Origin of the sequence: Amycolatopsis sp. NPDC051371 (genome assembly GCF_040682155.1) — a bacterium.
GTDB lineage: Bacteria > Actinomycetota > Actinomycetes > Mycobacteriales > Pseudonocardiaceae > Amycolatopsis.
In genome coordinates, this window is sequence record NZ_JBFBAG010000015.1 from 94,958 (window position 1) to 121,404 (window position 26,447).

26 protein-coding genes are annotated in these 26,447 nt (G+C 71.1%); 15 read left to right on the forward strand and 11 right to left on the reverse strand.

Going from position 1 to position 26,447, the window contains the following annotated elements; genetic code table 11:
• Positions 1-7: 7 nt before the first annotated feature.
• A complete protein-coding gene (locus AB0M59_RS20085; protein ID WP_364616987.1) occupies positions 8-1,027 on the forward strand; it encodes an RDD family protein in 1,020 nt (339 codons plus the stop codon).
• A gap of 97 nt (positions 1,028-1,124) precedes the next feature.
• On the opposite strand, the gene AB0M59_RS20090 is transcribed toward AB0M59_RS20085, so the two are convergent.
• Positions 1,125-2,012, reverse strand: a complete 888-nt coding sequence (locus AB0M59_RS20090; protein WP_364616989.1) for a neutral zinc metallopeptidase — start codon at positions 2,010-2,012, stop codon at positions 1,125-1,127.
• Positions 2,013-2,792: 780 nt separating this feature from the next.
• On the opposite strand from AB0M59_RS20090, the gene AB0M59_RS20095 reads away from it, so the two are divergent.
• Genes AB0M59_RS20095 through nudC form a run of 5 tightly spaced genes read left to right on the forward strand, consistent with a single transcriptional unit; the run spans position 2,793 to position 9,821 of the window.
• Entirely contained in the window at positions 2,793-4,523 is a 1,731-nt protein-coding gene (locus tag AB0M59_RS20095) for a DUF2207 domain-containing protein (protein ID WP_364616991.1), read from the forward strand.
• 2 nt (positions 4,524-4,525) lie between these two features.
• On the forward strand, positions 4,526-6,124 hold the full coding sequence (locus AB0M59_RS20100; protein WP_364616993.1) for a DUF2207 domain-containing protein: 1,599 nt from the start codon (positions 4,526-4,528) through the stop codon (positions 6,122-6,124).
• A gap of 9 nt (positions 6,125-6,133) precedes the next feature.
• On the forward strand, positions 6,134-7,426 hold the full coding sequence (locus AB0M59_RS20105) for a pitrilysin family protein (protein ID WP_364616995.1): 1,293 nt from the start codon (positions 6,134-6,136) through the stop codon (positions 7,424-7,426).
• The gene (locus tag AB0M59_RS20110) at positions 7,423-8,802 is read left to right on the forward strand and encodes a pitrilysin family protein (protein ID WP_364616997.1); all 1,380 of its coding nucleotides are present in this window, start codon (positions 7,423-7,425) and stop codon (positions 8,800-8,802) included. The genes AB0M59_RS20105 and AB0M59_RS20110 overlap by 4 nt, the downstream gene beginning before the upstream one ends.
• Entirely contained in the window at positions 8,802-9,821 is a 1,020-nt protein-coding gene (gene nudC, locus AB0M59_RS20115) for an NAD(+) diphosphatase (RefSeq protein WP_364616999.1), read from the forward strand. The genes AB0M59_RS20110 and nudC overlap by 1 nt, the downstream gene beginning before the upstream one ends.
• On the opposite strand, the gene AB0M59_RS20120 is transcribed toward nudC, so the two are convergent.
• Entirely contained in the window at positions 9,793-10,266 is a 474-nt protein-coding gene (locus tag AB0M59_RS20120) for a hypothetical protein (protein WP_364617001.1), read from the reverse strand. The two genes, nudC and AB0M59_RS20120, sit on opposite strands and share 29 nt — an antisense overlap.
• A gap of 232 nt (positions 10,267-10,498) precedes the next feature.
• Between AB0M59_RS20120 and AB0M59_RS20125 the strand changes: the two genes are divergently transcribed.
• From AB0M59_RS20125 to AB0M59_RS20150, 6 genes are all read left to right on the forward strand, one after another.
• The gene (locus AB0M59_RS20125) at positions 10,499-11,740 is read left to right on the forward strand and encodes an ROK family transcriptional regulator (protein ID WP_364617140.1); all 1,242 of its coding nucleotides are present in this window, start codon (positions 10,499-10,501) and stop codon (positions 11,738-11,740) included.
• A gap of 24 nt (positions 11,741-11,764) precedes the next feature.
• On the forward strand, positions 11,765-13,126 hold the full coding sequence (locus tag AB0M59_RS20130; protein ID WP_364617003.1) for an extracellular solute-binding protein: 1,362 nt from the start codon (positions 11,765-11,767) through the stop codon (positions 13,124-13,126).
• Positions 13,127-13,266: 140 nt separating this feature from the next.
• On the forward strand, positions 13,267-14,154 hold the full coding sequence (locus AB0M59_RS20135; protein WP_155549517.1) for a sugar ABC transporter permease: 888 nt from the start codon (positions 13,267-13,269) through the stop codon (positions 14,152-14,154).
• Complete coding sequence (locus tag AB0M59_RS20140; protein ID WP_364617005.1) at positions 14,151-15,041, forward strand: carbohydrate ABC transporter permease; 891 nt, start codon at positions 14,151-14,153, stop codon at positions 15,039-15,041. The genes AB0M59_RS20135 and AB0M59_RS20140 overlap by 4 nt, the downstream gene beginning before the upstream one ends.
• The gene (locus AB0M59_RS20145; RefSeq protein ID WP_364617007.1) at positions 15,038-16,303 is read left to right on the forward strand and encodes a 6-phospho-beta-glucosidase; all 1,266 of its coding nucleotides are present in this window, start codon (positions 15,038-15,040) and stop codon (positions 16,301-16,303) included. The genes AB0M59_RS20140 and AB0M59_RS20145 overlap by 4 nt, the downstream gene beginning before the upstream one ends.
• Positions 16,300-17,268, forward strand: coding sequence for a BadF/BadG/BcrA/BcrD ATPase family protein (locus AB0M59_RS20150; protein WP_364617009.1), 969 nt, complete (start codon positions 16,300-16,302; stop codon positions 17,266-17,268). The genes AB0M59_RS20145 and AB0M59_RS20150 overlap by 4 nt, the downstream gene beginning before the upstream one ends.
• A gap of 48 nt (positions 17,269-17,316) precedes the next feature.
• Here the strand turns inward: AB0M59_RS20150 and AB0M59_RS20155 are convergent, their stop codons facing one another.
• Both AB0M59_RS20155 and AB0M59_RS20160 read right to left on the reverse strand, forming a co-directional pair.
• Positions 17,317-17,829 (reverse strand): SRPBCC domain-containing protein, encoded by a 513-nt coding sequence (locus tag AB0M59_RS20155; protein WP_364617011.1) that lies wholly within the window; start codon positions 17,827-17,829, stop codon positions 17,317-17,319.
• Positions 17,826-18,149: a metalloregulator ArsR/SmtB family transcription factor gene (locus tag AB0M59_RS20160; RefSeq protein WP_285482766.1), complete on the reverse strand. Its 324-nt coding sequence runs from the start codon at positions 18,147-18,149 to the stop codon at positions 17,826-17,828. The genes AB0M59_RS20155 and AB0M59_RS20160 overlap by 4 nt, the downstream gene beginning before the upstream one ends.
• A gap of 57 nt (positions 18,150-18,206) precedes the next feature.
• Here AB0M59_RS20160 and AB0M59_RS20165 point away from each other — a divergent pair, with 57 nt between their 5' ends.
• Positions 18,207-18,824 (forward strand): DUF6518 family protein, encoded by a 618-nt coding sequence (locus AB0M59_RS20165; protein WP_364617013.1) that lies wholly within the window; start codon positions 18,207-18,209, stop codon positions 18,822-18,824.
• Positions 18,825-18,899: 75 nt separating this feature from the next.
• Here the strand turns inward: AB0M59_RS20165 and AB0M59_RS20170 are convergent, their stop codons facing one another.
• Positions 18,900-20,264, reverse strand: a complete 1,365-nt coding sequence (locus AB0M59_RS20170; RefSeq protein ID WP_364617015.1) for a gluconate:H+ symporter — start codon at positions 20,262-20,264, stop codon at positions 18,900-18,902.
• A complete protein-coding gene (locus AB0M59_RS20175) occupies positions 20,261-20,755 on the reverse strand; it encodes a gluconokinase (RefSeq protein WP_364617017.1) in 495 nt (164 codons plus the stop codon). The genes AB0M59_RS20170 and AB0M59_RS20175 overlap by 4 nt, the downstream gene beginning before the upstream one ends.
• 102 nt (positions 20,756-20,857) lie before the next feature.
• Here AB0M59_RS20175 and AB0M59_RS20180 point away from each other — a divergent pair, with 102 nt between their 5' ends.
• Together AB0M59_RS20180 and AB0M59_RS20185 are read left to right on the forward strand one after the other, a co-directional pair.
• Positions 20,858-21,550, forward strand: a complete 693-nt coding sequence (locus tag AB0M59_RS20180) for an FCD domain-containing protein (protein ID WP_364617019.1) — start codon at positions 20,858-20,860, stop codon at positions 21,548-21,550.
• 63 nt (positions 21,551-21,613) lie between these two features.
• Positions 21,614-22,504, forward strand: a complete 891-nt coding sequence (locus tag AB0M59_RS20185; protein WP_364617021.1) for a cobalamin biosynthesis protein — start codon at positions 21,614-21,616, stop codon at positions 22,502-22,504.
• Between the two features lie 4 nt (positions 22,505-22,508).
• Here the strand turns inward: AB0M59_RS20185 and AB0M59_RS20190 are convergent, their stop codons facing one another.
• The 5 genes from AB0M59_RS20190 to AB0M59_RS20210 form a co-directional block, all read right to left on the reverse strand.
• Positions 22,509-23,576: a TerD family protein gene (locus AB0M59_RS20190; protein WP_364617023.1), complete on the reverse strand. Its 1,068-nt coding sequence runs from the start codon at positions 23,574-23,576 to the stop codon at positions 22,509-22,511.
• A 40-nt stretch (positions 23,577-23,616) separates the two neighbouring features.
• Positions 23,617-24,234, reverse strand: a complete 618-nt coding sequence (locus AB0M59_RS20195; protein ID WP_364617025.1) for an FMN-binding negative transcriptional regulator — start codon at positions 24,232-24,234, stop codon at positions 23,617-23,619.
• Between the two features lie 49 nt (positions 24,235-24,283).
• A complete protein-coding gene (locus AB0M59_RS20200) occupies positions 24,284-25,126 on the reverse strand; it encodes an SURF1 family cytochrome oxidase biogenesis protein (RefSeq protein WP_364617029.1) in 843 nt (280 codons plus the stop codon).
• Positions 25,127-25,186: 60 nt separating this feature from the next.
• A complete protein-coding gene (locus tag AB0M59_RS20205) occupies positions 25,187-25,648 on the reverse strand; it encodes a low molecular weight protein-tyrosine-phosphatase (RefSeq protein WP_364617031.1) in 462 nt (153 codons plus the stop codon).
• A 230-nt stretch (positions 25,649-25,878) separates the two neighbouring features.
• Positions 25,879-26,436: a chorismate mutase gene (locus AB0M59_RS20210; RefSeq protein ID WP_364617033.1), complete on the reverse strand. Its 558-nt coding sequence runs from the start codon at positions 26,434-26,436 to the stop codon at positions 25,879-25,881.
• Positions 26,437-26,447: the final 11 nt, after the last annotated feature.

Genomic DNA, 26,447 nt, shown 5'->3' on the forward strand with positions numbered 1-26,447 from the left:
GGGCCGTGTGCACGAGGAATCCGAGCTGGTCACCGGCGAAGCCGTCGTCCTGGACCTGCGCGTCGCCAAGCTCGCCAGCCGGGCGCTCGCGATGGTGCTGGACCTCCTCGTGCAGTTCGCGCTGCTGCTGGGCGCGTTCTTCGTGCTCACGCTCACCGTGCCGGGCGACGACGAGTCGCTCGCGCTGACCCTGATCTTGGTGTTCCTGGTGCTGATCCTGGTCGGCTACCCGGTGCTGTTCGAGACGCTCTCGCGCGGCCGTTCGCTGGGCAAGATGGCGGTGGGGCTGCGCGTGGTGCGCGTCGACGGCGGGCCGATCCGCTTCCGCCACGCCCTCACGCGCGGGCTCGCCGGGTTCGTCATCGACTTCTGGGCGCTCGGCGTGTTCGGGGCGGTGGCTGTGATCGTGTCGCTGTGCTCGTCCGACGGCCGCCGCGTCGGCGACTTCCTCGCCGGGACGCTGGTGATCCGCGACCGCGCGCCGGAAAGCGTCGGCTACCCGGCGATCGGCATGCCCCAGGGCCTCGAAAGCTGGGCGGCCCAGCTCGACCTGACGCGGCTCCCGGACGACCTCGCGCTGGCGAGCCGACAGTTCCTGGCGCGGTTCAGCCAGCTGGCGCCGGAAGCGTCGCACGCGCTGGGCTGGAAGCTCGCGCAGCAGGTGGGCAACGCGCTGGGCACGCCGGTGCCGAACGGGGTGCCGCCGTGGGCGTTCCTGGCGGCGGTGCTGGCGGAACGGCGCAACCGGGACCACGCTCGAGCGGTCCAGGCTTACGCGGCGCAGGTGGCGGCGGCGCGGGGGCACATCCCGTCCTCGCCGGCGCCCGGGCCGGACCAGCCGGGGTTCCTGCAGGCCGGGTACTCGGCGAGCGCTCAGCTCGGGTCGATGGCCACGGGCGGGCAGCCGGTCGCGCCCTCGCCTTGGTCGGCCGCCGCGGCCGGTTCCCCGGCCGACGTGGATGCGCCGACCCCGCCGTCCGGCACTCCGGTGCCTCCCGCCGAAAACCCGTTCGCCCCGCCGGGTTGACCCGGTTTCTCCAGCGCCCCAATGTGGCCTTCGGTGCGTTCAACGCACCGAAGGGCCCCTTGGGTGCGTTGAACGCAACCAAGGCCACATTGGGGCGCTAGGACACGTCTCCCGACGCCGACAGCCACGTGTTGCACTGCTGGTTGCGGTTCTTGGTCGCGCCGTGCTGCCACCAGGAGATGTTGTGCTTGGCGCTGCCGTGGTCGCGCTTGCCGTTGCGGGCGTAGTCGTCGCCGCGGTCCTGGGCGTTCCAGGCCTCGTTGTAGATGTTCTTGTCGACCGATCCGCCGGAGATCGACGCCGAGCCGAGGAACATGCCCGAGAAGCACTGCGCCTCGAGCTCCATCCGCCGTGACAGCTCCAAGCCGGCGGCCGAGTCGGCGCCCGCGTCGTAGCGCTGATTGCCGTACGCCTCGCTGATGCCGGCCAAGTTCTGGACGTGGTGGCCGTATTCGTGGGCGAGGATCGACAGGTACGGGCCGGGGTGGTTGCCCCAGACGTCGATCTCGATCCGGTCCATCGGCATGTAGATCGTGTCGTTCGACGGGCAGTAGAACGGCGTGACGCCGGTGGTCGTGCCGCCGCTGCCGCACGGCGTCGACGACTCCGACAACGACCGCGGCACCGACAGGTTCGGCGACCGGAACGGCAGGTTCACACCGCCGAGCATGCGCGACCACATCGCGTCGAGGCAGGCGATCCCGGACTGGAAGAAGCGGGTGGCGCTGTTCTGGTCGGTCGCCCAGCGGCTCAGCGAGCAGGGGATGTTCTGCAGGCCGTAGTCGGCGCCGGCGAACAGGGGGTTGTTCCCGGTGGCGACGACCGAACGGGGGCCGCTCGGGGTCTCGGACGTGCGGGTCTCGCGCTCGGTGGTACTGCTGGTGGTCGTCTCTTCGGTGGACGACGTGGTTTCGGTGGTCTCGTCGGCGGAGGTGGTTTCGTAGGTGTCCGAGGGGTAGGTGCTGGAGTACCCGGCGTCGGCCACGTGGCGAGTGTTGCCCCCGATCAGCGCGACGGCCGCGACGAGCCCCCCGACGACGGCGACGATCCCGATGATCGCGACGGCGACGATGACCCCGGTGTTCGACTTCTTGGCGACGTAGGGCCGGTAGCCGGGCGCGAACCGGGGGCCGAAGGGCGCGCCCGGGGGTGGGCCGGCGTAGGTCGGGGTGAAGACGGGCGGAGCGGCGGCGGCAGGCGGTGGGAGGGGCGCACCGGCCGGGCGGGGGTAGGGACCGGACGGCGGGCCGTGGGTGGGGAAGCCTTGGGTGCCTTGCGGACCCTGGGGCGGCCGGCCGGGGAACTGCGGACCTTGCGGCGGCCGTCCAGGTGCGCCGGCGGGTCCTTGCGGACTCTGGCCGGGCGCTAGGGGCGGCTGCCCGGGCAGGTGGGGCCGGCCGTGCGGTGCGCCGCCTTGCCCCGGCCCGGGCGTGCCTTGCGGCGCTTGCCCCGGCCCACCGGGCGCCTGCCCTTGCCGCGGACCACCGGGCCCAGGGCCTTGCCCCGGCCGCCCCTGCGGCAACGGCCGAACCCCGGGCGGTGGCAGCGGCCGGACCCCCGGCGGCGGCAACGGACCACGCCCGGGTGGCGGCCGCCGCGGGTCGTGTGGGCCAGGACCAGAGCCGGGACCGGAGCCAGGACCCTGCGGGCCTTGCGTCATGAAAGCGGAACCCCCCGTGCGATTTCCCCGTCGGAACCGGCGTACCTGCGGAGATCTCGCCGTTCCGGGCGTCAGCATAGAGCGGGTGCTCTAGGGTGTGGTGCTGTGTTGAGCAAATGGGGGACAGTGGCCGCGGTCGCCGCGGTGGCGACCGTGCTGACCGCCGGACCGGCCGCCGCGCAAGGCCCTTCCGCCGGGCCCGTCCTGCCGAACGCGCCGTCCGAACAGGTCAAGAAGCCCCAGCAGCTCGACGGCCAAAACGTCCAGCCGCCCGAAGGCGCCACCGCCGACGTCGCCCTCAAAGTCCTGCGCGACGGCACCCTTCAGGTCACCGAGAAGGTCACCGTCCCCGGCGGCAAGCAGCTCACCTCGCGCGTCCCGCTGAAAGTCTCGGCCGGTGACGACCAGGACCGCGTCTTCAAGGCCCGGGACATCAAGACCGAAGGCACCGCCAGCAGCCAGCTCACCGGCGACCAGCTCGTCCTCACCTTCACCGGCGGCACCGGAACCGTGACGTACACCGTCGACGGCGCCATCGCCGACCAGAGCGGCCGTCAGCAAGCCCGCTGGCAGGTCGCGAGCGGCTTCGACACCCCGCTCGCCAAGCTCACCGCCTCCTTCCTCGCGCCGTCGCCGCGACTGTCCCCTGTGGACTGTTTCGCCGGTCCGATCGGCTCGAACCAGCGCTGCACCCTCGCCGAGCTCGACCACACCGGCGTCGTCCGTCTCGAACAGAACGACGTCCAGCCCGGCGACCGCGTCGACCTGCTCGTCGGCCTCCCCGCGAACACCGTCCCGGCCAACGCCGAGTTCGCCGACGTCGGCCTCTTCGCCACCGCCTTCGCCTTCACCCCGCTGACCGGCCTCGTCTTCGCGCTCCTCCTCGTCTTCCTGATCGCCGGCGGGATCTTCGTCCAGCGCCGCCGCAAGGAAGACGCCGGCGCGCTCACGACCGCCACCGGCCCGGTCGAGGTCCTGCTCCGCGACGGCGACCGCGTGTTCTTCGCCAGTCCGGACGGCGTCCTGCCCGGCCAGGTCGGCACCGTCGTCGACGAGACCGTCGACGTCGTCGACATCAGCGCCACCGTCGTGGACCTCGCCGTCCGCAACTACCTCTGGCTCGCCGAAGTGCCGGGACCGAACGGGCCCGACTGGCAGATCGCCCGCCGCAACCCGCCGGACGAGCACCTCCACGACTTCGAACGCGCCGTCTACGAGACGCTGCTGCCGGCCGGCACCGACGCCGTGCTGGTGTCGCAGCTGCGCAACCGCGGCCGCCTCGACCTGCGCAAGATCAGCGACGCGATGTACGCCGACGTCGTCACCAAGCGCTGGTTCTCCCGCCGTCCGGACACCGCCCGCAGCCGGCTGACCTGGCTCGGCGCCGGGATCTTCGCGCTCGGCGCGGTCGCCACCGCGGTCCTCACCTTCACGATCGGCGAAGCGCTGCTCGGCGTCGCAGTCGCGCTGGCCGGCCTGGCCGTCGCCGCGGCGGCCGCGCTGCTGCCCTCGCGCACCGCGCGCGGCCGGGTGCTCGTCGGCCAGGTCCGCGGCCTGCTCGACTACCTGCACACCGCCAAGGCCGAGGACATCCCGCCGGCCGACCGCGAGATGGTGTTCTCGCGCTCGCTGCCGTACGCGGTCGTCCTGGGCGACACCGAACGCTGGCTCGGCACCTTCGCCGCGCTCAACCCGGCATCGGACGGCTCGGCCGGGCTCTACTGGTACGGCGGCATGGAGTCCGATCACGACCTGCGCCGCTTCGGCGCGCACTTCCCGTCGTTCCTGACGGCGCTCGACGGGCTGCTCACCGCGTCCGCCCGCGCGTCCCGCTGACCGTGTTCGCCGGAGCGGTGCTGGCGCTCTTCCTGGCCGCGGCGCCGGTGGACCAGCCGCCGCTGCCCACCGTGCCGCAAAGCGCCGAGATCCAGCTGAAAGTCGAGCGAAACGGCGAACTTTCGGTCGCTGAAGCGATCTCTGTGCCCAACGGCGTGACGATGGACCGCCGCGTCCCGCTGCGGGTCGCGGCGCCGCACCACCGCGATCGCGTCTACGGCGTCCGCGACGTCGTCCTCGAAGGCAGCGGGACGGCGAGCGTCGACCAGGACGCGTTCACCGTCCACCTGACCGCCGGCACGTCGATCGTCCGGTACACAGTGGACGGTGCGGTCGACGGCGACCGGGTCACGTGGGAGCTGGCCGGCGGCTGGAGCACCGACCTCAAGTTCATCCGTGCCTCCTTCGCGGCGCCGCGGATCCCCACCGCCGTCGACTGCCTCGCCGGGCCGCCGGACTCCGACTTCCCGTGCGCCGCGGCGCAGATCGACCACGCCGGGCTGACGCGGTTCAGCCAGCAGAACCTGGCCGCGGGCCAGCGGATGACAACGACTGTCGAGCTGCCCGCGGGCACCGTCCCGGAGAACGTGGAACTCGTTCCCGCCAAGACGATCGCCGGCGCGTTCGTGCTCACCGCCCCGGTCGGCTGGGCCTGGGTGGGCTTCGGCGTGCTCCTGCTGGCGGCGGCCGCGTGGGTGCTCCTCGCCCGTCGGCGCCGCTTTCCCGTGGAAGCGGCGCCCTCAGGTGGGAGCTTTCACGTGAAAGCGACGGGTGAGTTCACGTCGCCCGCCGGCGTGCTGCCGGGGCACGTCGGCGTGCTGCTGCACGGCCGCGCCGGGCCCGCCGACCTGGCCGCCACCGTGCTGGACCTCGCCGTCCGCAACTACCTCTGGGTGAGCGACGGCTCCCGGCTGACCCGCCGCAACCCCGCCGACGAGCACCTGACGCCCTTCGAACGTGCCGTCTTCGACGCCGTCCTGCCGGAGGACGGGGACGACACGGTGACACTCGCCGAACTGCGGCAGCAGCACGTCGAAGTCCCACGGGCCGAGCTGGACGCCGACGTCGTCCGGCGCGGCTGGTTCGCGACACGGCGGCTCGGGCGCGCCGGGGCCCGGGTCGTCCTCTACGGCGTGTTCCTCACCGTCCTGCTCGCGCTGACCGCCGGGTACGCCCAGCTCGGCGTCATCCTCACGCTGGCCGGGGCCGCCGCCGTCGCCGTCTCGGCCGCGCTGCCCGCGCGCCGTCACGCGGGTGCCGAGGTCGCGCGCCGGCTCCGCGGCGTCGCGGAAGAACTCGCCTCGGTACGGGCGAAGGACTTCGACGAGCCGCAGCGTGAGCTGGTGTTCTCGCGCGGCCTGCCGTACGCGTCAGCTCTGGGCGAACTAGGCCCGTGGGTGGCCGCGTTCGCCGGCCTCGAGCACCCTCCGACGGTGTACTGGCACGACGGCGACATCAGCCCTGACCAGGCCGGATCCTTCGCGACGGCGCTCGCGGGCACCTTCGCCGGCGCCCGCCGCGGGCGCCTGCTCGCCACGGTGGCCGCGGACACCGGTTCTCACCCGGCAGCCGGGAAGCCAGGAGGCGCCGAGCCGTCGTAGGGTGGGGCCATGGCCGATCCCGAGCTCGTCCGATACACCCTCGACAACGGTCTGCGCGTGGTCCTCGCACCCGACACGACCGCGCCGGTGGTCGGCGTCAGCGTCCACTACGACGTGGGCTTCCGCTCCGAGCCGGAGGGGCGCACCGGGTTCGCGCACCTCTTCGAGCACCTGATGTTCCAGGGCAGCGAAAGCTTGGAAAAGCTCGCCCACTTCCGGCACGTGCAGTCCAGCGGCGGCACCTTCAACGGGTCCACCCACCCGGACTACACCGACTACTTCGAGGTGCTGCCGAGCGCCGCGCTGGAGCGCGCGCTGTTCCTCGAAGCCGACCGGATGCGCGCGCCGAAGCTGACCGCCGAGAACCTGGCGAACCAGATCGACGTCGTCAAGGAAGAAATCCGGCTCAACGTGCTGAACCGGCCGTACGGCGGGTTCCCGTGGATCACCCTGCCGCCGGTGCTGTACTCGACGTTCCCCAACGCGCACAACGGTTACGGCGGCTTCGAGGACCTCGAGAGCGCCACGGTCGAAGACTGCGCGGCGTTCTTCGACACCTATTACGCGCCGGCGAACGCCGTGCTCACCGTGGCGGGCGACTTCGAGATCGGCGCCGCCAAGGAGCTGATCGAGCAGCACTTCGGCGACGTTCCGCACCGGCCCGCGCCGCAGCGGCCGTCGTTCGCCGAGCCGCTGCCGACCACCGAGCTGCGCGGCGAGGTCGAAGACCCGCACGCCCCGCTGCCCGCGCTCGGCATCGGCTACCGGATGCCCGACCCGATCAACGACGTCGACGGATACCTGGCCTACCTCGTGCTCGCCGGCGTCCTGACCGACGGCGACGGCTCCCGCCTGCAGCAGCGGCTGGTGCACAAGGAGCCGCTGGTCGTCGACATCGGCGCCGGCGCCGGGCTGTTCGGCCCGTTCGAGGCCCGCGACCCCGACACGTTCACCATCACCCTGATCCACCCGCACGAGGTGCCGCGCGAGCGCGTGCTCGCCGCACTGGACGACGAGCTCGAGAAGATCGCCGAGAACCCGCCGGACGAGCAGGAGCTGCGGAAGGTCACCGCCCGCTGGGCGGCGAGCCTGCACTCCGAGCACGACCGGCTGGTGAGCCGGACGCTCGCGCTCGGCTCGTTCGAGCTGCTCTACGGTGACGCGTCGCTGGTCCACCAGCTCGCGGACCGGATGTCCGCCGTCACCTCGGAAGCCGTGTCGGCCGCGGCGAAGGCGCTGCGCCCGGACGCGCGCGCCGTGCTGGTGGTCAAGCCCGCTTCGGAAGGGAACAACGAGCAGTGACTTCTGCAACGCACCGCACGGCCGAGGAGATCGGCCGCACCACGCGGGGGCCGCGCCCGCTGCCGCCGCTCGGCGAGCAGCGCGCCGCCGGCGATCTGTCCCATGTGGACACCGAGCTGCCGAACGGCCTGCGCGTGCTGGCCGTGCGCAAGGCGACCGTGCCGATGGTCGAGGCGCGGCTGTGGATCCCGTTCGCGGGCGACGACGCGCTGCACCCGGCGACGGCCGAGGTGCTCGCCGAGACGATCCTGACCGGCACCGCGCGCCGCAACCGCATCGAGATCGACGCCGAGCTGGCGCTGATCGGCGGCGACATCGGCGCCGGCGTCGACCCGGAACGCCTGGTGCTGACCGGATCCGCGCTCGCCGACAAGCTGCCGACGTTCCTCGACGTGCTCGGTGACGTCCTCACCGGAGCGACGTACGCCGACGAAGAGATCGCGCGCGAGAAGGAACGGCTGGTCGAGCGGATCGCCGTCTCGCGCACGCAGCCGCGCACGATCGCGCGGGAGGCGCTGCAGAAGCACCGCTACGGCGACCACCCGGCCACGCGCGAGGTGCCCAAGGCCGAGGACGTCGCGGTCGTGACGCCCGAGCAGGTCCGGGCGCTGCACCGGGCGTCGGTGCTGCCGCGCGGCGCGGTGCTGGTGCTGGTCGGCGACATCGACCCGGCCGCCGTCGTGGGCGAGCTGGAGAAGGTGCTCGGCGGCTGGGCGTCCGACCGCTCCGCCGTGCGGCTGCCGCCGCTGCCGGACCTGACCGGGCCGGACGTGCTGCTGGTGCCGCGCGCCGGGGCCGTGCAGTCGCAGATCCGGCTTTCGGCGCAGACCGTGCCGCGCACCGACCCGGGTTACGCGGCGCTGCAGCTGGCGAACCTGGCCTACGGCGGGTACTTCTCGTCGCGGCTGGTGGAGAACATCCGCGAGAACAAGGGGTACACGTACTCCGCGCACTCCGGGTTCGAGTTCACCGACGGCACCGCGGTGGTCAACGTCGACGCGGACACCGCGACCGACGCGACCGCGCCGGCGCTGCTGGAGACCCGCTACGAGCTGGGCCGCCTCGGCCAGGTCCCGCCGGTCGGCGACGAGCTGGAGTCCGTGCGGCAGTACGCGATCGGCTCGCTGCTGACGTCGACGTCGTCGCAGTCCGGGCTGGCCGGCCAGGTGCTGGCGCTGGCCTCGACCGGGCTCGGGCTGGAGTGGCTCACCGAGCACCCGGCGCGGGTGGCGGCGGTGACCGCCGACGAGGTGGCCGAGGCAGCGCTGAAGTTCTTCGCCCCCAAGCGGTTCACGGGTGTGGTGGTCGGTGACGCGGGCGTCCTGGAACGCAAGCTCCGGTCCCTCGGCGACGTCGTCGTGGGCGAGCCGGCCTGATGTCCGTCCCGTTCGCCCTGGAGGACCTGCCCACCCTGTCACGATCCACTGTGGACCGTCAGGAAGGGTTGCGCACCAACCCCTCGCGACTGTTGTCGCGCTGGGCCGACGCCCGGGTCGTCCTGCTGGACGACGCCGGGCGCACCCCGGTGGCCGAAGGCGCGTCGGTCTTGGCGTTCCGCAAGGCCGTCGACTTCGGCGCTTCGCCGCCGGCGGACGCGGTGTTCCTCGGCGAGTGGCAGGACACGGATTATTGGTCGCTGCCGGGCGGGCCGTCCGGTGACGCCGGCACGGTGAAAATGGCGGGCAGCTGGGGCTTCGTCGAGGAGGTCCCGAGTGCCGACGGCGAGATCTGGGTCGAGCTGCGCGGGTACGGAGACCTGCTGGACGACACGTCGGCGGGCCTGTTCACGACGGCGCAGGCGCTGCGGAACTGGCGTCGCCAGGCGAAGTTCTGCACACGCTGCGGCCACCCGACGGAGCTGATCCAGTTCGGCTGGGCGAGCAAGTGCACGAACGACGGCCGCGAGGAGTACCCCCGCACGGACCCGGCGGTGATCTGCCTGGTCCACTCGCAGGAGGGCGTCAACGGTTCGCACGTGCTGCTGGCCCGCCAGCCGATCTGGCCGGCGGGGCGGTACTCGGTGCTGGCCGGGTTCGTGGAGGCGGGGGAGTCGCTCGAGGCGTGCGTCCTGCGCGAGATCCGCGAGGAGGTCGGGGCGGTCGTATCGGACGTCCGTTACCTCGGGAGCCAGCCGTGGCCGTTCCCGCGGTCGATCATGCTGGGGTTCACGGCCCGGGCGGATCGTGCTGCTCCCTTGGTGCCCGCTGACGGTGAGATCGAAGAAGCGCTGTGGGTTTCTCGCGCTGAGGTCCGCGACGCGTTCGCGAACAGTTCGTTGCGCAACGAGGGCGCGCGGCCGACGCCGATCGCCGACGGTGCGGCGGAGATCATCCTGCCGGGCAACTCGTCCATCGCCCGCGTGATGCTCAAGGCTTGGGCGGACGCGGAGGAGTAGGCCAGTACGGCTCGGCCCGCGCCGCCGCTTCGGAGATGGCCTGTCCGTCGATCGTGGTGGCGGTGCGGGCGAGGCCGACCTTCCGCCACTCGACGCTGAATTCGAACGGCCCGGCTGGCAGCGGCGACACCCACAGCTGCCGGTCACCCCGGTATCGCCGGTCGTCGTAGCTCGCTCCGCCGCCGACCTCGACCACGGAACCCTGGCTGACGCGGAACCGCAGGTCGGTTTCGGTGGTGCCGGGATAGCCGCCGGTGAGCGTGACGTCGATGCTTTGCCACGTCGCAAAGTCCAGCGAGCCCCGCCGCACCGACAGGTGCACGATGAAGCTGCAGCCACCCGGGTAAGCGACCACGTGCTGCAAGGCGACGACCGCGAGCGGTGTCCGCGCGACGAACCGCGCGATCGGCACCGGGCAGCCGAGCACATCCTCAGGCGGTTCCATGCCTCCAGCATCCTCGGCGAGGCAACCGAAAATCCGCTGACCAGGCCCCCGCGCCCCGGCGCAACACGTTCACCGGTGTTTCCGCCACGTGGCCCAGCGCGACCCCAAGCGTTACCTCCCCGTTTCCGGAGCCCGTTGACGACTGTGCCCCGGCTCACTACAGTCCTGCGAAACCGTCTGTAAAGTATCCTAATTAAGTCCGGAGGGACGAGTGCGAGCCGGTAGCCCGCGGATGCTGCGCGAGATCAACGATCGCGCCGCCATCGAGGTCCTCCTGCGTGAGGGCCGGCTGACGCGTGCCGAGCTCGAGCTCGCCATCGGGCTCTCCAAGCCCGCCACCGCGCAGCTCATCACCCGGCTCGAGCTGGACAACCTCGTCATGAAGGCCGGTGTCCGAGGCGGTGGCAGGGGTCCCCGCGCGCAGCTCTGGGCGGCCAACGGCAGCCTCGCCTTCGTCGCCGCCGTGGACCTCACCCCGCACCTCGCCGACTTCGTCGTCGCCGACGTCGCCGGGATCGTGCTCGCCGAGTACCGGATCCCGCTGCCCGTCCACGAAGGCGCCGACGTCGTCGGGACCTTCGGCGAGGCCCTCAGCCACGTCGCCGGGGAAGCCGGGATCACCCGCGACCAGCTGGCCCACGTCGTGATCGGCGCGCAGGGCGCGTTCGACCCGCGGACCGGCCTGCTCTCCTCCGCTCCGCACATCCCCGGCTGGCTCGGCTTCGACGTCCCGCAGAGGCTCAGCGAGGACCTCGGCGTCGACGTTCTCATCGAGAACGACGTCAACCTCGTCGCCGTCGAGGAGATGAGCGTCGGGCAGGCCCAGGACGTCGACGACTTCGCCATGGTGTGGCTGTCCGAAGGCGTCGGCGGCGCGGTCGTCATCGGGCGACGGCTGCTGCGCGGCGCCACCGGCGGGGGCGGCGAGATCGACTGGATGCGCGTGCCCGACCCGGCCACCGTGGACACCGGCGACGTCTGGCCCGAGGCCGGCGCCCGGTTCGGCAACCTCGTCGACTCGCCCGCCGTCTGCCGTCTCGCCGCCGCCCACGGCATCACCGCCGAAACCGCCTGGGACGCCGTCACCCAGGCCGGCACGAGCCACCCCTTCCTCGACGATCTCGCGCGGCGCGTCGCCGGCGGCATCGCCAACCTCGTCGCGGTCGCCGATCCGCAGCTCGTGCTCCTCTGCGGCGACACCAGCCGCGCCGGCGGCGAGAACTTCGCCGCGCTGGTGCAGGAAAAGCTCCACGAACTGGTCCTGCCGCGCACGCCTGTCGGCTGCGCTTCGGTGCAGGGCAACGCCGTCCGCGCCGGCGCGCTGCAGTCCGCGCTGGCCACCGCCCGTGAGGACGTCTTCGGCGTCGTCACCCCCACACTCCTCGGGTCGCGCAGGCCCGCGGTCGGAGAGCCACTCGGCAAGACCCCGGAGGCCCTCCCGAACACCCGTTCCGCCCCGTCCCCAACCGAGTAGCCCCAACCGATGAGGAGGAGGGCCATGCCCCCTACCACCCGGACCCGTCGCGGTGCAGCGTTAATCGCCGTGGCCGCGGCGTCCGTCCTGCTGACCAGCGCCTGTTCCGGCGCCGCCGCACCCAGTGGGGGTGGTGACGCGGCCGCCGCGCCCGGCAAGGACGACAAGATCACGATCACGGTCTACAGCAAGTTCACCGACCGCGAGTACGGCGTGGTGACGGCGGGCCTGAACAAGCTCAAGGCGAAGTACCCGAACATCGAGATCAAGCACGAGGGCAACCAGGACGACGACAAGCTCACCCAGTCGATCCGCGGTGGCAACCCGCCCGACGTCGCGATCTCGTTCTACACCGACAACCTCGGCGCCTGGTGCTCCAACGGCAGCTTCCAGGACCTGAAGCCCTACATCGACCGCGACAAGATCGACCTCGATCAAATCCCCGAGGCGGTCCGCAACTACACCGAGTACCAGGGCAAGCGGTGCGCGATGCCGATGCTCGCCGACGTCTACGGCTTCTACTACAACAAGGACATGTTCGCGGCGAAGGGCGTCACCTCGCCGCCGAAGACCACGGACGAGTTGCTCGAGGACGCCAAGAAGCTGACCGAGTACAACGCGGACGGCTCGATCAAGGTCGCCGGCTTCCTGCCGTCGATGCCGTTCTACGCCAACCAGGCCCAGTACTGGGCACCCAACTTCGGTGCGCCGTTCATCGGCCCGGACGGCAAGTCGGACCTCGCCAGCAACCCCGGCTGGAAGGCGATGTTCGAGTTCCAGCAGAAGCTGATCGACGCACTCGGTGGCCACGACAAGGTCGAGAAGTTCAAGGCCGGTCTCGGTGACGAGTACTCCGCCGACAACGGCTTCCAGAAGGGCAAGCTGGCGATGATCTACGACGGTGAGTTCCGCACCGCGTTCATCAAGGACCAGGCGCCGACCCTGAACTACGCCACCGCGCCCGCCCCGGTGCTCACCACCATGGCGGACAAGTACGGCAGTGCCTTCACCACCGGCACGATCATCGCGATCCCCAAGGGCGCCAAGAACCCCGGCGCCGCGTGGGAGCTGATCAAGCAGGTCACCCTGGACACCGACACCCTGGTCGACATGGCCAACGGCCTGAAGAACGTGCCCAGCACGAAGGCCTCGCTGACGTCGCCGCGCCTCGACCTGCAGCCGCAGTTCAAGACGTTCCTCGACATGTACGACAGCGGCAAGCTCGTGTCGAACCAGACCACGCCGATCGGTGACGCGCACCTCAAGGCCGTCAACGACTTCGCCGAGAAGTGGCAGGCCGGCTCGATCCCCGATCTGACCGAAGGCCTGAAGAAGGTGGATGCGCAGATCAACGACGAACTGAAGCAAAAGGGCGCGGGCGGATGACTCCACCCGATGGGGCCTCGGCGGTAAAGAGTGCCTCGCCCCGCACCCTCTCCGAGAAAACCGACGGAACCCCGGCCGCGCCTGCAAAGGCGCGGGCGGGGGCCCGCCGGGCCAAGCGCCGCCGGACCGTCTTCTTCTTCATGGCCCCGGCACTCATCGGGTTCCTGGTCTTCTTCGGTTACCCGCTGATCGCCACGGTCTACTACTCCTTCACCAAGTACGACCTGATCAACCCGCCGCAGTTCATCGGGTTCGACAACTACGTCCGGATGTTCACCACCGAGCCGCTCGTCGGCGTCGCGGCGTACAACACGCTGTGGCTGGTGGTCATCCTGACGACGTGCCGGGTGCTGTTCTCGCTCGGCATCGCGTCGGTGATCTCCCGGCTCAAGTCGGGCGTCGGCCTGGTCCGGACGCTGTGCTACCTGCCGACGCTGGCCCCGCCCGCGGCGGCGACGCTGGCGTTCGTCTTCGTGTTCAACCCCGAATTCGGCCCGGTGAACCGGTTCCTGCGGCTCATCGGCATCGACGGCGGCCTGTGGTTCAACAGCCCGGCCATGTCGAAGCCCGCGCTGACGCTGCTCGCGCTGTGGGGCTCCGGCGAGCTGATGATCATCATCCTGGCCGCGCTGCTGGACGTCCCGACCGAGCAGTACGAGGCCGCCGAGCTCGACGGCGCCGGCCCGGTCCGCCGGTTCTGGCACGTCACGCTGCCCTCGATCTCGCCGGTGCTGCTCTTCGGCGTGGTCAACTCGATCATCTACGCGCTGCAGTTCTTCACGCAGGCGATTGTGGCCGCGTCCGCCTCGGCGGGCACCGCCGACGTCGCCGGCAACTCGAAGCTCATCGGCGCGCCGCAGAACTCGACGCTGACGTACCCGATCTGGCTGTACGTCCAGGGCTTCCGCTACTTCAACATGGGCTACGCGGCGGCGATGGCGGTGCTGCTGTTCATCGTGAGCGCGGGCTTCACCTGGATCCTCGTCAGGCAGCTGCGCAAGTCCCAGCACCAGGAGGAGGGGGCATGACCGCACTGGCCGAAGCGCCGCAGAAACCGGCGGGCGTCCCGCCGCGGGTGCGGTTCAAGCGGACGTGGGACAAGCGGCTGTCCTGGATCGCGTTGCACGCGACCGGGATCGCGCTCGGCGTGATCTTCATGCTGCCGCTGCTGTTCGTGTTCCTCACCGCGGTGATGAAGAGCGACCAGGCGATGACGGCGAGCCTGTGGCCGACCGAATGGCACTTCGAGAACTTCGTGACGGTGTTCAAGAAGGCGCCGCTGCTCGAGTACTTCGGCAACAGCCTGCTGTATTCGGCGCTGGCGACGATCGGCGCGCTGCTTTCGGCGATCCCGGCGGCCTACGCGCTGGCGAAACTGCGGTGGCGTGGGCAGAACCTGTTCTTCATGCTCACGGTGGCCGCGATGATGCTGCCGCCGCAGGTCACCATCGTGCCGCTGTACGACCTGTGGGTGCGGATGGGGCTCACCGGCACGCTCGTTCCGCTGATCGTGCCTTACTTCTTCTTCGACGCGTTCTCGATCTTCCTGCTCCGGCAGTTCTTCCTCACCATTCCGAAGGACTACCTCGAAGCCGCGAAGATCGACGGCTGCAACGAGTTCCAGGCGATGTACCGGGTGCTGATCCCGATGGCCAAGCCGGGGATCGCCGCCACCGCGATGTTCTGCTTCCTGTTCACCTGGAACGACTACTTCGGGCCGCTGCTCTACACCGGGGAGAACCAGGACCACTGGCCGCTTTCGCTGGCGATCGCGTCCTTCCGCGGCATGCACCACGTCGAGTGGAACATGACGATGGCGGCGACCGCGCTGATCATGGCGCCGGTCATCGTGCTGTTCATCTTCGCCCAGAAGTCGTTCGTCAAGGGCATCACATTCACGGGAGTCAAGGGATGAAGCTGGCAGTCGTCGGTGGCGGGTCCACCTACACGCCGGAGCTGATCGACGGGATCGCCGGCCGCCGCTCCACTTTGGACGTCGACGAGATCGTGCTGGTCGACCCGGACGCCTACCGCGTCGAGGCCGTCGGCGGGTTCAGCCAGCGGATCCTGTCGCACGCCGGCCACCCTGCGCAGGTGCGGACCACGCAGTCGCTGGAAGAGGGCGTCGACGGCGCGTCGGCGGTGCTGATCCAGCTGCGCGTCGGCGGGCAGCGGGCACGGCGCTCCGACGAGACGTTCCCGCACGCCTGCGGCTGCGTCGGCCAGGAGACGACCGGCGCCGGCGGGCTGGCGAAGGCGCTGCGCACGGTGCCGGTGGTGCTCGACATCGCCGAGCGCGTCCGCAAGATCGCCGGCGACGACACGTGGATCGTCAACTTCACCAACCCGGTCGGCATCGTCACCCGCGCCCTGCTCAACGAGGGGCACCGCGCGGTCGGGCTGTGCAACGTCGCGATCAACCTGCAGCGGCAGTTCGGGAAGCTGCTGGGGGTCGGTGCGAACGACGTCAAGCTCGTCCACACCGGGCTCAACCACCTGAGCTGGGAGCGCGGCGCGCTCGTCGACGGCGTCGACCGGCTGCCGGAGCTGCTGGACCAGCACCTGGACTACCTCTCCAACGAGGTGAGCGTGCCGGAGAAGTGGTTGCGGCGCATGAACGTCGTGCCGTCGTACTACCTGAAGTACTTCTACGCGCACGACGAGCAGGTCACCAAGCAGCGCACCGAACGCCCGCGCGCGGACGTCGTGTCCGACGTCGAGGAAGAGCTCCTGAAGATCTACCTCGACCCGGAGCAGAACACCAAGCCGGAGTCGCTGGAGAAGCGCGGCGGGGCGTACTACTCCGAGGCGGCGGTGCAGCTGGTGCACGCGCTGACCGCGGGCGGGCCGGCCGAGGAGCACGTCGTGAACGTCCGCAACGACGGGACCTTCCCGTTCCTGCCGGACGACGCCGTCATCGAGTCACGATCCACTGTGGACTCTTCCGGCGCGACGCCGATCCCGCAGCCGACGGTGGAGCCGCAGTTCTCGGGGCTCATCTCGGCGACGACGGCGTACGAGTTCCTCGCGCTGGAAGCGGCGGTCAAGGGCGGCCGCGACCGCGTGGCGGATGCCCTCTTGGCGCACCCGCTGGTCGGGCAGTACACGAAGGCCGACACGCTGGCCGATTCGCTGGTGCAGATCAACCGCGAGTACTTGCCCTGGGCGCGCGGATGAGGCCCGCTGTCATCGCGATCGACGGCGGCAACAGCAAGACCGAGGTCCTGGTGATCTCGGAAGACGGCGTCGTGCTGGGCAAGTCGCGCGGCCCCGGCGCGTCGCCGCAGAACATCGGCGTCGCGGCGTGCGTCACGGCGTTGGAAGGCCTGGTTCTGGAGGCCTACCCGGCCTTCGGGGAGAAGCCGTTCGCGGTGCACACCTCCGCCTACCTGGCCGGGCTGGACTTCCCGCGCGAGGAGGAGACGCTGCACGCGGCGCTGGCGGCCCGGGGCTGGAGCGACACCCTGACCGTCGGCAACGACACCCTCGCGCTGCTCCGGGCGGGCAGCGCGGGGGTGGGCGTCGCGGTCGTGTGCGGTGCCGGGATCAACGGCGCCGGCGTCGGCCCGGACGGCCGCGTGCACCGCTTTCCCGCGCTGGGGAAGATCTCCGGCGACTGGGGCGGCGGCTACCGGCTCGGCGAAGAGGCCTTGTGGTGGGCGGTGCGCGCCGAAGACGGCCGCGGCCCGCGGACCGCGTTGATGCCGGCGGTGGCGGCGTACTTCGGGAAACCGACGCTGCTGGACGTCGTGCAGGGCCTGCACTTCGAAGAAATCCCTGCCGCCTCGATTCACGGGCTGTGCCCGCTGCTGTTCGAGGTGGCGGCGGCGGGCGACGAGGTCGCGTCGGACATCGTCACCCGGTTCGTCGAAGAGGTCAGCGTCTTCGCGGCGGTGATCCTGCGGAACCTCGACCTGACGGCGGAAGCACCGGAGATCGTCCTCGGTGGCGGGGTGCTGACCGGGGTCGGCGCGCCGGTGATCGCGGAGATCGAACGCCGGTGCCTCAAGGTCGCGCCGCGCGCGGTGGTCCGCGTCGTCGACGTGAACCCCGTGGTGGGCGCGGCTTTGTTCGGACTGGACACGCTGGGCGCGTCGGACGCCGCGAAGGCGTCCCTGAAGGCGGCGACCCAGCGCGCATAGACCTGGTGGCCTGCCTCGAAGCGGCGCGAGGCAGGCCACCAGAACCATTCACGGCGCGGGGACCAGGATTTCGCCGGTCTCCAGCAGGGACTTGAGGTCCGACAGGATCCAGTCCCAGCCGCCGCCCGCGTTCTCGCCCGGCCCGGCGTTGACGTCCTCGTGCACCCCGGCGACCATGTCACCGGTGAGCGGCGCACCGGTGACGTCGTGGGTGACGGTCAGTCTGGTGCCGGCGGTCTTCGTCGCCTCGATGTCGTAGGTGAGCGTGGTGTACGGCTCGGCGCCCATCTCCTCGGGACCCATGAGCAGCTTCCAGGTGATGACGAGCTTGCGCGGCGGATCGACCTCGAGGACTTCGCCGTCGACGAGGTCACCGGTGAACCCGGCGTCGATGAACTCCTGCGTCGGACGCGTGCGGTGCTTGCCGCCGACCTTGAGGTCGAAGTCGGCGAGGCCGGTGTAGCCGTACTTCCGCGTCCACTCGGGCTTGGTGATGGCTTCCCAGATGCGCTCCGGGGTGGCCTTGATGTAGACGCGGTGGACCTGCACGGTGGTCGTCATGGTTCTTCGCCTTCCAGTTCGTTCTTGAGGTCGAGCAGGGCGGTGACGTGGCGTTCGGTGTACTTGTCGATCCACCGGTCGTGGATCTGCCGGATGGGCACGGGGTTCAGGAAGTGCCGCTTCTCGCGGCCTTCCTTCCGCGCGACGACGAGCCCGGCCTCTTCCAGGAGCTTCAAGTGCTTCATGACGCCGAAGCGGGTCATGTCGACCTGGGTCTCCAGCTCGGTGAGCGTGCGGCCGTCGCGCTCGAAGAGCAGGTCGAGCAGGAACCGGCGGGTCGGATCCGCCAGCGCCTTGAACACCAGGTCGTCGTCGGGCACGTCAGCGAGAATAGGTGACCAAAAGGTCACATGTCAACGGATCGGTAGGTTGGCTTGATGATCGTGGGGGCGGCTCGCCGGGTGCTCTTGTGCGGCGTCGCCGGTCTGGTAACGGGGTTCTTCGCCGCTTACTGCTACTACTCGCCGGCGCTCCGGCTGCTCGCGCACAGCTTGGGGCTGTGGGTGCTCGCGGTGGCTCTGGTCGCCGCCCGTGCCGATGTGCGCCGGGCCTGTGTACGGGCGGTGTCACTGCTGGTCGGGGCGGTGGTGGCGTTCTACATCGGCAAGAAAGTGTTCTACGGGATCAAGTACCCGGGCATGCCGTACGAGGTCGCCGTCGACACGATGGTGCTCTGGTGCGGGTTCGCCGTGGTCGCGGGACTGGCACTGGGTTGGCTGTTCCACGCGATCGGGGAGGACACGTGGCGGGGCGCGCTCGCGACGAGCGCGGCCGTCGGGCTGTTGCTCGCCGACGCCTACGACGCGGGTGGGTTCGACCTCGACCGTGGTCTGCCGCTCGGCGTGGTCGCGCTGGTGGGGACGTTTGCGGTGCTGGCCCGGCAGGGCTTTCGCGCTGCCGGGATGAAGCGGTTCGCGGTGCTGGTCGTTCCCGCTGTGGCGGTGTCGTACGTCGTGGTGCAGCTGCCGGACGTGATCGAAGGCGTCGTCCTCTAGGCCGCACCGCTCAACGCCATGAAGGGCACCCTCATGGTTCTTAAGCCCACGAGGGTGCCCTTCATGGCATCGGCGCTAGACCAGCAGCGACAGCGGCAGGATCAGGGCGATCGCCACCACGGAGATCAGCGTCTCCATCACCGACCAGCTCTTGAGCGTCTGCCCGACCGACAGTCCGAAGTACTCCTTGACCAGCCAGAACCCGGCGTCGTTGACGTGTGAGAAGAACAGCGACCCCGCGCCGATCGCGAGCACCAGCAGCGCACTGTGCGAAGGATCCATCCCGGCCGCCAGCGGAGCCACGATCCCCGCCGCCGAAACGGTCGCCACCGTCGCCGAACCGGTCGCCAGGCGGATCGCCACCGCCACCAGCCAGCCGAGCAGCAGGGGCGACAGGTGCGCGTCCTTGGCCAGGCCCGTGATGACGTCGCCGACGCCCGCATCGACCAGGGTTTGCTTGAACCCGCCGCCCGCGCCGACGATCAGGATGATCCCCGCGATCGGGCCCAGTGAGTCACCGACCACAGTGGACAGTCGCGAGCGGTCGAGGCCCGCCGGGCGGCCGAGCAGGACCATGCCCACCAGCACCGCCACGAGCAACGCGATCAGCGGGTCGCCGACGAAGTCGAGGATCTTGCGCGCCTGGCTTTCCTTGGCCAGCAAGATGTCCGAGAGCGCTTTCGCGAGCATGAGCACGACCGGCAGCAGCACCGTCGTGAGCGTCGCGGCGAAGCTGGGCCGCGGCTTGTCCGGATCCGCGCGCTCCGGGATCAGGCGCTCGGGCGGTGCGGCGTCCGGCACCAGCCGCGCGGCCAGCTTGCCGAACAGCGGGCCCGCGATGACCAGTGTCGGGATGCCGACGAGCAGGCCGAACGCCAGCGTGATCCCGACGTTCGCGTTCAGCGCCCCCGCGGCGGCGAGCGGACCGGGGTGCGGTGGGACCAGGCCGTGCAGCACCGAAAGCCCGGCGACGGCCGGGATTCCCAGCAGCATCAACGGTTTCCCGGTGCGCTTGGCCGCGAGCAGCACCACCGGGATGAGCATGACGAGCCCGATCTCGAAGAACATCGGCAGCCCGATCAGCGCCGCCACCAGCGCCATCGCCCAGGGGAGCGCGGCGCCGCGGGCCTTGCCGAGCACCGTGTCGACGATCTGGTCGGCGCCACCCGAGTCGGCCAGCAGCTTGCCGAGCATCGCGCCGAGGGCGATCAGGATGCCGACCGACGCGACCGTGCTGCCGACGCCGCCGCTGAAGCTCTTCAACAGCTTGTCGACCGGCATCCCGGCGGTCAGGCCGAGGATCAGCGAGCCGAGCACCAGCGACAGGAACGGGTGCAGCTTCACCTTCGTGATCAGCACGACGATGACGGCGATCGCGACGAGCGTCGCGACGATGAGGCGGGTGTCGTGGCCGGTCCAGGCGGCGGCGAGGGTGGTCATGAGCGCTCCCGGAAGGCGGCGAGGGCCGCGTCGGTGATCTCCGCGGGCGTGTCGCGGATGTCGAAGATCGCGCCGGGCTCGTCCGGCTCGAGGGGTTCCAGGTCGGCGAGCTGGGAGTCCAGCAGCGACACCGGCATGAAGTGGCCCGAGCGGGACTTCATGCGATCGGCGAGGATCTCGCGGTCGCCGTGCAGGTGGGCGAACCAGACTTTCCCGCCGGTCCGCAGCACGTCGCGGTACCGGCGCTTGAGCGCGGACGACGTCACGACGCCGCCGGCGGCCTGGTGCTCGCGGATCCAGCCGGCGATCGCTTCGAGCCAAGGGGCGCGGTCGGCGTCCGTCAGGGGATGTCCCGCGGTCATCTTGTCGATGTTGGCCTGCGGATGGAACGTGTCCGCTTCGGCGTACTCGACGTCCAGCGCGTTCGCGAGCGCCGTGCCGATCGTCGTCTTGCCGGAGCCTGACACCCCCATCACCACGATGACGGTCATCCGCACCTCCCACTTCGTTGTGCCCAGGTGAGTGAAACTCAAAAGTACTACTTATTCAAGATGAAGTACTACTTAATCGAATCAGATCGCTAGGTTGAGGGAGTGGGGACCGACAGGCACGAGCAGGTACTGGACGCGCTGGGCGCGGCGATCGCGAACGGATCGCTGACGCCGGGCACCGTGTTGCGCTCCGAAGAGCTTCAAGAGCGCTTCGGAGCTTCGCGGACTGTGGCGCGCGAAGTCGTGCGAGTCCTGGAGACGATGCGGCTGACCAGCAGCAAGCGCCGGGTCGGGGTGACCGTCCGGGAGCCGGCGGAGTGGAACCACTACGACCCGCGGCTGATCCGCTGGCAGCTCGACGGCCCCGCACGCCCGGCGGCGCTCGCGACGCTGAACGAGCTGCGGTCGGCGATCGAGCCGTGCGCGGCGCGGTACGCGGCCCTGCGCGCGACGCCGGAGGAGCGCGGCCGGCTCGGAGCGTTGGCGGAGCGGCTGGCGCGCACGGCGCGGGCGCGCGACCTCACGACGTTCCTCGAGTTCGACATCGCGTTCCACGACCTGCTGCTCGGCGCGTCCGGGAACCCGATGTTCGCGCAGCTGTCCGAGGTCGTCGCGGAGGTGCTCACCGGGCGGACCGGGCACGGGCTGATGCCGCCGGAGCCGCAGCCCGAGGCCGTGGCGCTGCACCTGGAGGTGGCCGCGGCGGTCGCGGACGGGGACGCGGACCGGGCGGAGCGGGCGATGCGCGACATCGTCGTCCAGGCGCGCGAGGAGATCGCGGCGCTGGTCGAGTAAGGCGGTGCCGCGGGGTCGAGTAGCCTCCTCGGGTACTGGACTTTCTTCTGCCGGGGGGCACGGGTGAGCGCGGCGCGCGCGATCGGACTGGTGTTGGGCGTGGTGGCCGACGGCGCCCTCGGCGACCCGCGCCGCAGGCCCCCGGTGGCGGCCTTCCGCCGGCTCTCGCAGGGCCCGGGCGTCGTGGTCGCCGGTGTCGCGGTGGCCGGCGGTCTGCTGCTCGAGCGCGCCGGCCGCGGCCGTCCGCTGGTGCAGGCGTCGGCGACGGCGGTGACGACGTGGGCGGTCCTCGGCGCGGCCGGCCTGGCTCTGCAGGGCACGGAGCTGGCCCGCGACCTCGAGGAGTCCCGCTTCGACCCGGCGCGCGCGACACTGTCCGAACTGGACCCGCGGGTGGCCGACGGCCTGGAGCTGGTGGGGCTGTCGCGGGCTTCGGTGGAGACGCTGGCGGAGAACACTTCGGACGCGGTCGTGGCGCCCCTGGTCTGGGGCGCGGTGGCGGGAGTCCCGGGCCTGCTCGGCGCGCGGGCGGTGAGCCTGCTCCGCCGGGCGCGCGTGGGGCGTCAGGGCCACTGGGCGATCGACCGGCTCGACGAGCTGGTCCACCTGGTCCCGACCCGCGTGGCGGCGGCACTGACGGTCTTGGCGGCCCCGGTGGTCGGCGGTTCCGCGGGCGGCGCGTGGCGGGCGTGGCGCCGCGACACGATCGCCCACCCGAGCCCGAACGCGGGCCGCGTGGAGGCGGCGTTCGCGGGGGCCCTGGAGGTCCGCGTCGGCGGGCGGACGGTGTACCCGCACGGGGTGGCGGAGCTGCCGGTGCTCGGGGTGGGCCGGAATCCGGATGCCGGGCACGTGACGCGGGCGGTGGAGCTGTCCCGGGTGGTCGGGTGGCTGGCCGGGGTGACGTCGGTGGTGCTCGCCGTGGTGGCCGGTTTCCGGCGCCGGTCCCGCTGAGCTGTCACCAGTTCCGGTGTTCGCGCGCCTCCGGGTGGAAGAACCAGCCACGCCGGGTGCGGCGCAGCGAGCCCAGGACCGCCGAGGTGCCGCCGGACAGGCCGTCGGGGCCGTGGCCGGCCCGCTCGGCGCCGTCCGGGCCGACGAGCCGGACGTACGGGTCTTCGATCAGCGCGAAGCTCAAGCGACGGGTGTCGGCGTCGTAGAGGGTCAGGACGAACTCGATCTTCCGCACGTCGGCGTCCAGTTCGCGGAACGAGATCCGGATCAGGTCCTCGTTCGCGTTCTGGTCTGCCCGCGCCTGCCGGATCCCGCCGCACGGACTGCGCTCGTTGTCGAAGAAGACGTGGTAGCCGTCGAGCGCGCTGCCGTCGGCGCCGTACCCGATCGCGGCGGCGTCGAGGTCGATCTCCGTGGACAGGTTTTCGGCGATCTGCCACCCGAACTCGACGTCCAGCGAGGTGAGCCGGGGCAGCGGAACCGGCACCGGCTCGGCCGGAGCGCCCGGCTCGACGCGGAACACGCCCGCGGCGATTTCGCGTGAGCGCGCGCGAACCCTGGGCGCCAGCCCGGGCGGCCAGATCGTCTTCGCCGTCCACGCAACGCCCCACAGGCGGCGCAGGTCACCGTTCCCCGGCTGGGAAAGCTCACGACTCGACCGGCCGAAGCCGGACAGATCGAGGTCCGAGAGGTCGGCCGTGATCCCCGCGACCGCCGCGGCGAGCCGCGACCTGAGCTCCGCCACGACAGCCCGTTCGACCGCCTGACCCGAGTCACGGGCCCGGACCAAGGTCGCGAACCGATTGCCCAGCAGGGGCAGGCCGGCCGCGATGTCCAGAGCGCACTCGACGGCCTCGTCGAGGTACGACCCCGCATCGAGACGGCGTGCGGCCGCACGCAGATCCGCGGCGAAGGCACGCGCCTGCGCCCGGATCTCCGGACGGCGCCGGTCGATGACGACCTCACCCAGCGCGCGGTCGAGCACCCGGGCGGTGTCGCGGATCTGTTCGAGCTCACGGAAGAGCGCGGCCGCTCCACCCTCCGGCCCGGGCCGGACTCCCCACTGCGTCATGCACCGGATCCTGCCCGACCTCGGCGGGGCGGGGTCCCCGTCAGCCGCGGCGGCGCAGCTGCGCCAAGGCCTCCGCGTCCAGCGGCCCACCGCGGTCCGCCAACCGGGCGCCGATCCGCTCCCGATCCTCCGCCGTCTTGTTCCCGCCGAACTTGAACTTCGCCCGCACCCCCGTGATCGTGAACTCGATCCCGCGGATCCCCGGCAGCAACCGCCGGTCCGGCGACTCCGCGGCCGCGCTCACCGGAGCTCGCGCGCCGTCCGGCTCGAAATGCCGCAATTGCTTCTGCAGCAACGAAGCCTTCGAATCCGGATCGTCGATCAGCCGCACGTCACCCTCGAGCTGCACCGTCGCGTAGTACGACGTCGGGACTCCGAACGCCGGGTCCGCGTTCGTGTTCCAGTCCGCGCGGATGTAGGTGTAGTCGTCGACCACCGTCAGCAGCGCTCGCGGGTGTTCCTCCAGCAGCGGCCAGATCGGGTTCGGCCGGGCCAGGTGCGTCACCACCGTGTGGTCGCCGTCGAACGCGAAGTGCGCGGGGGTCACCACCGGCAGGTCGCGGCCCGCGCCGCCGGCGATCAGCTGGCCGAAGTCGTGCCCGGACAGCCACTCACGCCACTCGGCGTCCTCGGCGGAGTCCCACGGGTGGATCAGCATGACCCGAGTATCACCCGGCAAGTGGCACTACCGAAGGGCCATTTACCGGCTACTTCTGATGGCCACTTTCGGCGAGTTCGTCCTCGGCGAGGATCTCCGCCACGGACTTCCGGCGCGACCCGGAAGACCCGGAAGGCTCCGCGGAAACCAGCGCGCCGCCCGGCTTCAGCTCGCGCACGGTGAAGTACAGCCAGCCCAGCACCGCCATCGCGCCGAACGCGATCCACTGCAGCGCGTACGACAAGAACGGCCCCGAGTCGGTCTGCGGCAGCGGCAGCGCGCCCAGCACGCCGGGCTGGCCGGTGTCGAGCTGGAAGTACCCCGGCCGGATGTCGAGCTTCCCGGCTCGGGCGACCACCCGCGAGTCGACGACGTAGCTCTGCAGCTGCCCGCCGGTCGACGCGTCGGCGAACGCGTCCCGGTTCTTCGGGTCGGTCTCGTCGGCGCGCGCCCGCGCGGTGACCTGCACGATGCCGGCCGGCGGCGGCGCGTACGGCAGCACGCCGGACTTGCTGTCGAGCCGGACGTACCCGCGGTCGACCAGGACGACCGTGCCGTCGGTGGTCCGCATCGGCGTCAGCACCTCGAAGGCGCCCTCGCCCTGGACCGTCCGCAGCCGCGCGACGACTTCCTTGTCCGCGAGGTACTGGCCGGTGATCGAGACGAGGTGCCATTCCGTGTGCTGGTCGGGCACGCTCCCCGGCGGCAGCAGCTGCGTCAGCGGCAGCGGCGGCGCGGTGAAGGACGCCTCGAGCGCGGAGTTCTGCTGCTCGCGCTCGGTGTTGCGGCTGAACTGCCAGGGTGAAAGCAGCGTGAAGCAGCAGATGGCGAAGGTGAACACCACCACCGTCAGCGCCAGCCACCCGGGCTTGAGCAGGAACCGCAACCGCACCCCACCACGGTAGGCCGTGCCCCGCCCGGGCCGCCCGCCGACCTCCGTCACCTGTGATTTCTACCCGCGCGAACGCACCCAATCCAGCAAACCGGGCACCGAGCGTTCGATCATGCCGAGGACGTCGTCGAAGCCGTCGTCACCGCCGTAGTAGGGGTCCGGGACTTCGGCGCCTTCGGGGGCCGAGGGGTCGAACGACCGCAGCAGCCGCACCTTCGCGGGATCGCCGACGCGGGAGCGCAGGAACTCCGCGTGGCCTTCGTCGGCGGCCAGCAGCAGGTCGGCACCGAGGTCTTCGTCCGAGACTTCGGAAGCGACGTGCGCGGTGGGGTAGCCGTGCGCTTTGAGCGTCGCGCGGGCGCGCTTGTCGGCGGGTTCCCCGGCGTGCCAGGGCCCGGTGCCGGCGCTGGACACGCGGACGGCGTCGCCGAGGCCGGCGTCGTCGAGGTGCGCGCGGAACACGAGCTCGGCCATCGGGGAGCGGCAGATGTTGCCGGAGCAGACGAAGACGAGGTGCGTCACCTCGCGAGCGTAACCGGCCGGTTCACCCGGTCACCCGCTCGCTCGGCGGTACCCGCTGCCCCGCGCGGCCACTTAGCGTCGAATCCGCGAGGACGTGAACCGGAAGGAGAGCGATCATGCACGGGTGCTGCTCGAAGTGCACCGGACAGGGCTGCGGCTGCTGCGGCAACTGCAACTGACGCTCCACCCGGCGCTCGCGGCGGCGGCGTGAGACCGCCGCCGGGGCGCCCCTAACGGGTGATGCACGTCGCCGACGTCGCTTCGCCCAAAGCATGCGCGTGCAGGACGTCGAAGCGGTGCACCACGTCCGCCACCCCGGCCGCCACCAGTTGACGCGTCGGGCACGAACGGGCCTTCCGCACCGCGAGCGAAGCGCTCAGTTCCGTCAGCAACCCCGTGTTGATCCGGTCGATCACCGGGCGGATCTCGCCCAGGTCCGGCCGGGTCGTCGGGGCCTCCGACGGGTGCGCGTCCCAGCGTGCGTACAGCCCCCGCTGGACCACCTTGTTCGCCTCGATCTGGGCGTGGAAGAACCGCACCGCGTCCGCCGGGTCGAGGCCGAGCTCCGGCGCCCGCGCCGCCACCGAGTCGTAGATCTGCTGCTCGCGCACCGGGTCGTCGATCGGGGACGGCGTGCCGTACTTCGCCGCCGCCACCTTGTCGGCGATCGCGACGCGCTGGGCCGCCAGATCCGTCAACTGCCACAACGACGAGCTCGAAGCCGATGCCGGGACCGAAGCCAGGACCAAGCCGGACACCACCGCGAAGAGCACAGCCAGTACTCGCATGGCCCGGCACC

Excerpts from the sequence above, each read along its gene's own strand:
- AB0M59_RS20175 (WP_364617017.1), bottom strand. The coding sequence starts at position 20,755 with ATGACCGTCATCGTGGTGATGGGGGTGTCAGGCTCCGGCAAGACGACG.
- AB0M59_RS20155 (WP_364617011.1), bottom strand. The coding sequence starts at position 17,829 with ATGACGACCACCGTGCAGGTCCACCGCGTCTACATCAAGGCCACCCCG.
- AB0M59_RS20170 (WP_364617015.1), bottom strand. The coding sequence starts at position 20,264 with ATGACCACCCTCGCCGCCGCCTGGACCGGCCACGACACCCGCCTCATC.
- AB0M59_RS20210 (WP_364617033.1), bottom strand. The coding sequence starts at position 26,436 with ATGCGAGTACTGGCTGTGCTCTTCGCGGTGGTGTCCGGCTTGGTCCTG.
- AB0M59_RS20130 (WP_364617003.1), top strand. The coding sequence starts at position 11,765 with ATGCCCCCTACCACCCGGACCCGTCGCGGTGCAGCGTTAATCGCCGTG.
- nudC (WP_364616999.1), top strand. The coding sequence starts at position 8,802 with ATGTCCGTCCCGTTCGCCCTGGAGGACCTGCCCACCCTGTCACGATCC.
- AB0M59_RS20135 (WP_155549517.1), top strand. The coding sequence starts at position 13,267 with ATGGCCCCGGCACTCATCGGGTTCCTGGTCTTCTTCGGTTACCCGCTG.
- AB0M59_RS20165 (WP_364617013.1), top strand. The coding sequence starts at position 18,207 with ATGATCGTGGGGGCGGCTCGCCGGGTGCTCTTGTGCGGCGTCGCCGGT.
- AB0M59_RS20190 (WP_364617023.1), bottom strand. The coding sequence starts at position 23,576 with ATGACGCAGTGGGGAGTCCGGCCCGGGCCGGAGGGTGGAGCGGCCGCG.
- AB0M59_RS20150 (WP_364617009.1), top strand. The coding sequence starts at position 16,300 with ATGAGGCCCGCTGTCATCGCGATCGACGGCGGCAACAGCAAGACCGAG.
- AB0M59_RS20120 (WP_364617001.1), bottom strand. The coding sequence starts at position 10,266 with ATGGAACCGCCTGAGGATGTGCTCGGCTGCCCGGTGCCGATCGCGCGG.
- AB0M59_RS20145 (WP_364617007.1), top strand. The coding sequence starts at position 15,038 with ATGAAGCTGGCAGTCGTCGGTGGCGGGTCCACCTACACGCCGGAGCTG.
- AB0M59_RS20140 (WP_364617005.1), top strand. The coding sequence starts at position 14,151 with ATGACCGCACTGGCCGAAGCGCCGCAGAAACCGGCGGGCGTCCCGCCG.
- AB0M59_RS20125 (WP_364617140.1), top strand. The coding sequence starts at position 10,499 with ATGCTGCGCGAGATCAACGATCGCGCCGCCATCGAGGTCCTCCTGCGT.
- AB0M59_RS20105 (WP_364616995.1), top strand. The coding sequence starts at position 6,134 with ATGGCCGATCCCGAGCTCGTCCGATACACCCTCGACAACGGTCTGCGC.
- AB0M59_RS20195 (WP_364617025.1), bottom strand. The coding sequence starts at position 24,234 with ATGCTGATCCACCCGTGGGACTCCGCCGAGGACGCCGAGTGGCGTGAG.